Annotated in this window: 8 protein-coding genes and 1 pseudogene; 6 read left to right on the forward strand and 3 right to left on the reverse strand. The window is 29.5% G+C overall.

Annotation, left to right across the window (positions count from 1 at the left end; all coding sequences use genetic code 11):
• Nucleotides 1–102 precede the first annotated feature (102 nt).
• From BOW55_RS21725 to BOW55_RS20280, 4 genes and pseudogenes are all read left to right on the forward strand, one after another.
• Nucleotides 103–204 (forward strand): annotated as a pseudogene (locus BOW55_RS21725) (leucine-rich repeat domain-containing protein); the annotation flags it as partial.
• A 33-nt stretch (nucleotides 205–237) separates the two neighbouring features.
• Entirely contained in the window at nucleotides 238–369 is a 132-nt protein-coding gene (locus BOW55_RS21730) for a hypothetical protein (RefSeq protein ID WP_371414550.1), read from the forward strand.
• A gap of 367 nt (nucleotides 370–736) precedes the next feature.
• Nucleotides 737–2,071, forward strand: a complete 1,335-nt coding sequence (locus BOW55_RS20275; protein ID WP_256371708.1) for a COR domain-containing protein — start codon at nucleotides 737–739, stop codon at nucleotides 2,069–2,071.
• A 4-nt stretch (nucleotides 2,072–2,075) separates the two neighbouring features.
• The gene (locus tag BOW55_RS20280; RefSeq protein ID WP_129026232.1) at nucleotides 2,076–2,600 is read left to right on the forward strand and encodes a hypothetical protein; all 525 of its coding nucleotides are present in this window, start codon (nucleotides 2,076–2,078) and stop codon (nucleotides 2,598–2,600) included.
• A 95-nt stretch (nucleotides 2,601–2,695) separates the two neighbouring features.
• Here BOW55_RS20280 and BOW55_RS20285 read toward each other — a convergent pair whose 3' ends face one another.
• Both BOW55_RS20285 and BOW55_RS20290 read right to left on the reverse strand, forming a co-directional pair.
• On the reverse strand, nucleotides 2,696–3,079 hold the full coding sequence (locus BOW55_RS20285) for a helix-turn-helix domain-containing protein (protein WP_129026234.1): 384 nt from the start codon (nucleotides 3,077–3,079) through the stop codon (nucleotides 2,696–2,698).
• Between the two features lie 126 nt (nucleotides 3,080–3,205).
• Nucleotides 3,206–4,270 (reverse strand): endonuclease/exonuclease/phosphatase family protein, encoded by a 1,065-nt coding sequence (locus BOW55_RS20290; protein WP_129026236.1) that lies wholly within the window; start codon nucleotides 4,268–4,270, stop codon nucleotides 3,206–3,208.
• A gap of 233 nt (nucleotides 4,271–4,503) precedes the next feature.
• Here BOW55_RS20290 and BOW55_RS20295 point away from each other — a divergent pair, with 233 nt between their 5' ends.
• Both BOW55_RS20295 and BOW55_RS20300 read left to right on the forward strand, forming a co-directional pair.
• The gene (locus BOW55_RS20295; RefSeq protein ID WP_129026238.1) at nucleotides 4,504–5,091 is read left to right on the forward strand and encodes a hypothetical protein; all 588 of its coding nucleotides are present in this window, start codon (nucleotides 4,504–4,506) and stop codon (nucleotides 5,089–5,091) included.
• 22 nt (nucleotides 5,092–5,113) lie between these two features.
• Nucleotides 5,114–5,620 (forward strand): GNAT family N-acetyltransferase, encoded by a 507-nt coding sequence (locus tag BOW55_RS20300; protein WP_129026240.1) that lies wholly within the window; start codon nucleotides 5,114–5,116, stop codon nucleotides 5,618–5,620.
• Between the two features lie 130 nt (nucleotides 5,621–5,750).
• Here BOW55_RS20300 and BOW55_RS20925 read toward each other — a convergent pair.
• On the reverse strand, nucleotides 5,751–6,170 hold a 420-nt coding region (locus BOW55_RS20925; protein WP_164975082.1), incomplete at its 5' end, for a hypothetical protein.

Below are 6,170 nucleotides of genomic sequence, written 5' to 3' on the forward strand. Positions count from 1 at the left end.
ATATAGAAGTTTTAAAAAAATTAAAAAAATTAAAATTTTTATACTTAGGAAATAATAAGGTTTCAGATTATACCCCAATTAGATTTCTAAAAAAATTTAAAATTATTAGACTTAAGTAGAAATAACTTAAGGGATATTAGTTTTATTGAAGGTTTTGATAATTTACAAAAATTAAATTTATATGAAAATCAAATAACTGATATTTATCCATTAAAAACATTACTCAACTTAACTTCTTTGAATTTAAGTAACAATGAAATTTTAGATATATCCCCTCTAGAAGACTTAAGTAATTTGTCAGATTTAAATATAAGTTTTAATCCCCATAGAGGATTATTCAGCAATAAAAAATCTTATAAAACTTACTAATCTAGATATAAAAGGTAATAATCTTTTTGAAATTTCTTTCCTCCAAAAAATTAACAAGCTGACCTATCTTAATTTATCCAAAAATAAGATTACCGACCTTTCTCCACTAAGTAACAAAAAGAAATTAATTTCATTAGATCTAAGTCTGAATCAAATTTTAGACTTAAGGCCTTTAGAGATCCTCATCAAAAAAAACGTCGAAGTATTCTGCGATGAAAAACGTAGGAACGGCTTAGGTATACATATATACAAAAATGATACAACTGTTCCTCCTTATGAAGTTATAGAGCAAGGAAATGAAACTATACTTCAGTATTTTGAAGATGCAAGAAAATATGGTCTAAAAAAACTAAATGAATGTAAATTAATTTTTGTTGGTGATGGAGAATTAGGTAAAACTAGTTTAATGAAAAAAATAATAGGACTTCCTTTCACAAAGGAAGAGACTACTCATGGAATAAACAAAAAATCATGGAACGAAATTAAAAACAGTAACAACGAAGAAATAAAAGTTAATCTTTGGGATTTTGGGGGGCAACATATTCAACATTCACTACATCAATTTTTCTTAACAGAAAAAGTTGTGTATATTTTATTGCTAAATCCAAGAAATGATACCAATGCCATGTATTGGCTAGAACAAATAGACAAGCTCGGAAAAGATTCAGAAATTTTGATCGTATATAATTGGAAGAACGCCAAAGATAAAGAATCTCATACCAGTAAAAATTTTTATGAGCTTAGAAAAACATATCCAAAATTAAGAGAACCTTTTCTTCTTTCTTGTAAAGAAGGTGAAAATTTTGATTCTTTTAAAAAAGAGCTAATTAAAACCATTCTCAGTCAAAAAGACTTACTTGTACAATATCCTTTAAATTGGTTTGACATTAAAAAAGAACTAGAAAAGGATGTTACAGTAAACAAAAATTATATTGCATATAATGAATATGATACAATATGCAAGAATAATGAATATACAAATGAAGCAAACAAAAAAAATTTATTAAAACAATTAGATAAAATTGGTTCCATAGTTTTTTTTGACAAACCTATATTAAATGATTTACAAGTTCTGAATCCGGACTGGATAACAACTGGTGCGTATTCAATTATTACATCCGAGATAACTAATGACAAAAAGGGACACCTTAATTATAAAGATCTAAACGCAATTTTTAAGGAAGAAAAATCTCTTTTTGCAAATAAAGAAATAAAATTACAGTACAAAGAAAAAGATTTTCAATTCATTATAGCATTAATGACTGAGTATGATTTGTGTGTTGAAAATCCCTTTGAAAAAAATGAATATTTAATTCCTTGTGCATTTGAAGGGGAAAAACCTAAACAATTCGATGTATATAAAGAAAATAGCAAACAATATCGTTTTACATTTGAATCTGCATTTGAAATGCTAATTATGTATCGTTTTATGGCTCGAAACATTTCTAAATGTATAAAAGACGGATACTGGCAATCAGGTATTGTAATAAAAGATCCACACAGTGAAACTTATGCATTAGTTGAAACCAATCAATATTCTAAAATCATCAATTTTTGGATCTCAGGTGCAAATATTCGTGAACTATGGGAAGTTTTAAGGAGTCATATAAAGGATATTAATTCAAAATATTCATTAAAATATAAGGAACAAGTTTTGTATTTTTCACAAAGAGATAGTAAAACAGTTTTTTTTATCTTATGATGAAATGGTAGATAGTTTTAGAAATGGTGTAAAAACAATCGCATATCATCCTACCTTCAGAATACACAATATAGATGTTTTAAAAATTATTGATAATTTTGAGGACTCTCGAAAAATAGTAAAAGAAATGGAAAAAAATAATTTCAGTTTTCACTTTACAGGTGATAATCATGGGCAAATGCAAATCGGTGGAGAACAAAACACCCAAAACACATATATCAATAATTACAACAATAATTCTCAGATTCAAGAACTAAAAGATATTTTGGAAGAATTTGAAGATATATCTAAAAACAACAAAGAATGGCAAGATAATTTCACTAATGCTTTAACTGAATTATATAGATTGGAAGAAGCAAAGGACAATATCGAAGAGAAAAAATCAATTTCAAAATTGCAAAAGTTTTTTAATAAAGCAAAGGAAGTTAAAGATTGGGTCGCGATTAGCGTTCTTCCAGCAGAAATTGTAACAAAAGGTGAAAAAATGATTGAATTAGGAGAAAAATTATTTCATTTAATTGTTAAATAATATTCAGTACAATTATTCCACTCCTTAACATAAAAAACAATAAAAAGAGACCTCATCAAAGGTCTCTTCTCAATTTAATATATATCTTCAAACGGTTATTTCCCATTCAATAACTTCTCTAAATACTCCACTTTATCTTTTTCAGCTTGCACCAATCGTTCGTAAAGCTCTACAACTTTATCTAAAGGATTAAAAGTACAATTGCAATTGTAAACTGCACTTTGATCTTGAAAAGTATTACCAATAATATTAAAAACCGCTTCTTCCGAAAAGTTTTTAATTGCTTCAACAGAAACATCAAGAGCTTTAGCAATCTCAATTAGTTTTTGTTCGTCTACAGTTTCGCTGTTTTCAATATTCGAAATGGTCTGTTGGGTTATTCCTAAAGCAAATGCCAGTGCATCCTGTTTCATATCTTTAAGCTCCCTGATACGGCTTATATTTCTGCCGATATGTTTTGGTTTTGTTGCTGTACTCATAATTCAAAGATATTTAAAATTCTTAAACGAAAATAAATTTCGATAAAAAACAAACCTATTTTTTGTAAGATACTCTTTTCATAACCACTGTGTACAAAGTCAAGAGACATTGTATAGAATTAATAATTAATCAGCAATCGAAAAAGTTGCCAAAACCCCTTTATGATCAGACGGCCAAATACCGTTTGGTTTCAAAAACGTATCTCCATCTTGCGTCTCCACTCCTTTTCCTTTTACAATACTTGCTGTTGGTCCAACAATTACAGTATCTGTCAGCGACAGTTTTTTATTTGGATAAAAATAGATAAAATCAATACGATCTCTTTCGTCGGCGTCTTTCGCCCATAATAGTTTTGACAATTCTACATCTGTATTATATGCCGGCCAAGTAAATCCAGGATTTTTAACAGGATCAGGATACTTTACTCGGTAAGCGTCTAGAAAACCGTTATTTTTAAGCGTTACACTGTTATGCCACGGTACAATAACGCCGTTATGATCGTATAAATCTTTTGTTGCTGCAGTCCAATCTAAATGCGAAGGTTCATTAAAATCGCCTCCTAAAAGCACTAGATTTCCTTTTTCACGCTCGATTTGAGCATCTTTTACAAAAAGTGCAATTTCTTCGTCACGCTGCGAATCGATATTTTGTTTCAGAATTTTTTCGGTATCTAAAATAGGTTCTGGTAATTTTTTCCAATCAACACCATCGTAACCTCTTGGCAAATAACAAGCATAATGTGTGTAATCTAAATGTGCGGCATATACCGCAACGCTAGTTTTCTTGTTTAACCTGATCATGCATTTTATTAACGATTCTGAACTGATCGATGTCGTAGATTCGATAGGAAATTTAGACAAAATAACAGCATCTGTTTTTAGGCTTGAACCATAAAAAATCTTGTCTTTGGCTTTTAAAGCTTCTAAAATATGTGGTGTAAACAATACCTCTTTATAATTGCGTATTTCACTCAGCAAAACAATATCGGCATCAGATTGAAGAATTACGTCCACAATCGCATCAAATCCTCCTTTTACTGTAGTTCCTTCGTGCCAAGTATTTAATGACAGCACTTTTAACTCTTTCTTAAAATTATCTTCCGTCGAATACTTAACACCAAAAGCTGACACAGAACTAATTGCTGCTCCAAAAAACAGCAAAGAAACAAGGAATAGTATTTTATTTTTCATTGAATATCTTAAAAAATTAGACTGAGTTTTTCTCTCGTCTACATTATTGATTTGCTAAATTCAAATATACATTATAATACAAATCAAGAGAAATAGTTATTAAAAATTAATACAAAAATGGCTTCAATCAAAAAACGTTTGTATTTTGGCTAAAGCCAATCTTCAATATTGTAATTTTGTTTTTCGAGCTAAAGCAAATTTCATTATGATTATTAAAATTTAAAAATAAAACTATGCTAAAAAAACTTGCTTTCTTTTCATTAATTCTCTTGGTCTCTTGCCGAGAAAATGAAACCAACCGCACAAGTAATGAAGAACCAAAAGCATTTCAGGAAAAAAGTTTCGATATAGGAAGATTTAGAAAAGGCCATGATTTAGTCGAAGACTTGTATCAGGAACTTGTAGAAAAATCTTCTGAATTGAAATCTTTAGAAAAAGAGTTAAGTGAGTTGAATCCAAGAGATACAACAAATATTTTTTATAATTATAATCAAAAATCCGATGATTATTACAATTCTGCAGAAAGCCATATAACTGGCATAAGGGATAGTATAATGAAACAGAAAATTATAAACTTAATTAAGAAAAGTAACGATAAATATATCTCACAAAAAGCTGATCTGGAAAATTTAATGGATACTATCAATAAAAAACAAACTGAAATAAATAATTATCATAGAGCCTTGAAAATTATTTTAACGATTCCGCTTATTGAACAATATCAAAAGCAGCATTTGCCAGACAAATCTCCATTTAAAACATTGATTGAAAAAGAAGATCAACTACTTCAAAAAACAAAAAAGAATACTCCAAAATATTAATTGGAGAGAAATATTATATACCATGATTACCAAAGCAGCACTACAAGATATTCCCGCATTAGTAACATTAATTAACTCAGCCTACAGAGGAGAAACTTCTAAAAAAGGCTGGACAACCGAAGCGCATTTACTAGAAGGAAAAAGAACTGATGAAGAAGAAATGACCGAAATTTTGCAGGATTCTAAAAATACGATTCTGAAATTTACGGAGAATGATAAAATTATTGGTTCGGTTTTATTGGTCGAAAAAGGACATCAATTGTATCTAGGAATGTTGACCGTTTCGCCTGAACTTCAAAATAGCGGCATCGGGAAAAAGCTTTTGGCTGAAGCAGAAAATCATGCTAAAACTCTTGGTATATCCAGCATTATTATGACGGTTATTTCGGTTCGTGAAGAACTGATCGCTTGGTACAAACGGCAGGGTTATGTTGATACTGGCGAAAGAGAAGCTTTTCCTGAAAGCGGCATTCACGTTACGGTTTCTGAAGAACCTTTGGAATTTATTTTCTTAGAGAAACAGCTTTAAGAAAGTTTTATCAGAGATTCATTGAATTTTTTATATCTCGCAAAGAAGCCAAGCCGCAAAGTTTTTTTATTACTTTGTGACTTGGCTTCTTTACTAGTTTATATGTAACTTTCCCTAAATAAGCTGAAATTTATTTGTACTCGAAAATAACTTTCTCGTCGACAAAATTTGTTGCTGAATTTAGTGGATTACTTGTAACATAACTTCCAGAAATTATAATTTCGCTAATTCTTCCTGATTTATCTAAATTTCTTTTGAAGTTAACAGTTTTATATGATTTTTGAAATGGAGTTTCAGTAAAGACATTTTCCATTGAAATTACATTATTTTTGTTTCTCTTTCCAAGTTTATTGTGAGTTAAAATTTCATATCCATCAACTTTAAACAATGGTGTTTCATAAGCTATATCTCCCAAAAGGATATTTGGTTCAGAATCGTATTTATAATTACTGACTACAACATTTCCGTACTCAAGGGTTTTAACTTGTGTAATATTACCATCAGTAACTATAAAATCAAGTTGTTTATCAAGACGATATTTTCCGTCACC

It is taken from the genome of Flavobacterium sp. YO12, assembly GCF_004119495.1.
In the GTDB taxonomy this organism is placed as follows: Bacteria; Bacteroidota; Bacteroidia; order Flavobacteriales; family Flavobacteriaceae; genus Flavobacterium.

Bases quoted from the DNA above. Each gene is read 5' to 3' on its own strand.
- BOW55_RS20290 (WP_129026236.1), bottom strand. From the start codon at position 4,270: ATGAAAAATAAAATACTATTCCTTGTTTCTTTGCTGTTTTTTGGAGCA.
- BOW55_RS20300 (WP_129026240.1), top strand. From the start codon at position 5,114: ATGATTACCAAAGCAGCACTACAAGATATTCCCGCATTAGTAACATTA.
- BOW55_RS20295 (WP_129026238.1), top strand. From the start codon at position 4,504: ATGCTAAAAAAACTTGCTTTCTTTTCATTAATTCTCTTGGTCTCTTGC.
- BOW55_RS20285 (WP_129026234.1), bottom strand. From the start codon at position 3,079: ATGAGTACAGCAACAAAACCAAAACATATCGGCAGAAATATAAGCCGT.
- BOW55_RS20280 (WP_129026232.1), top strand. From the start codon at position 2,076: ATGGTAGATAGTTTTAGAAATGGTGTAAAAACAATCGCATATCATCCT.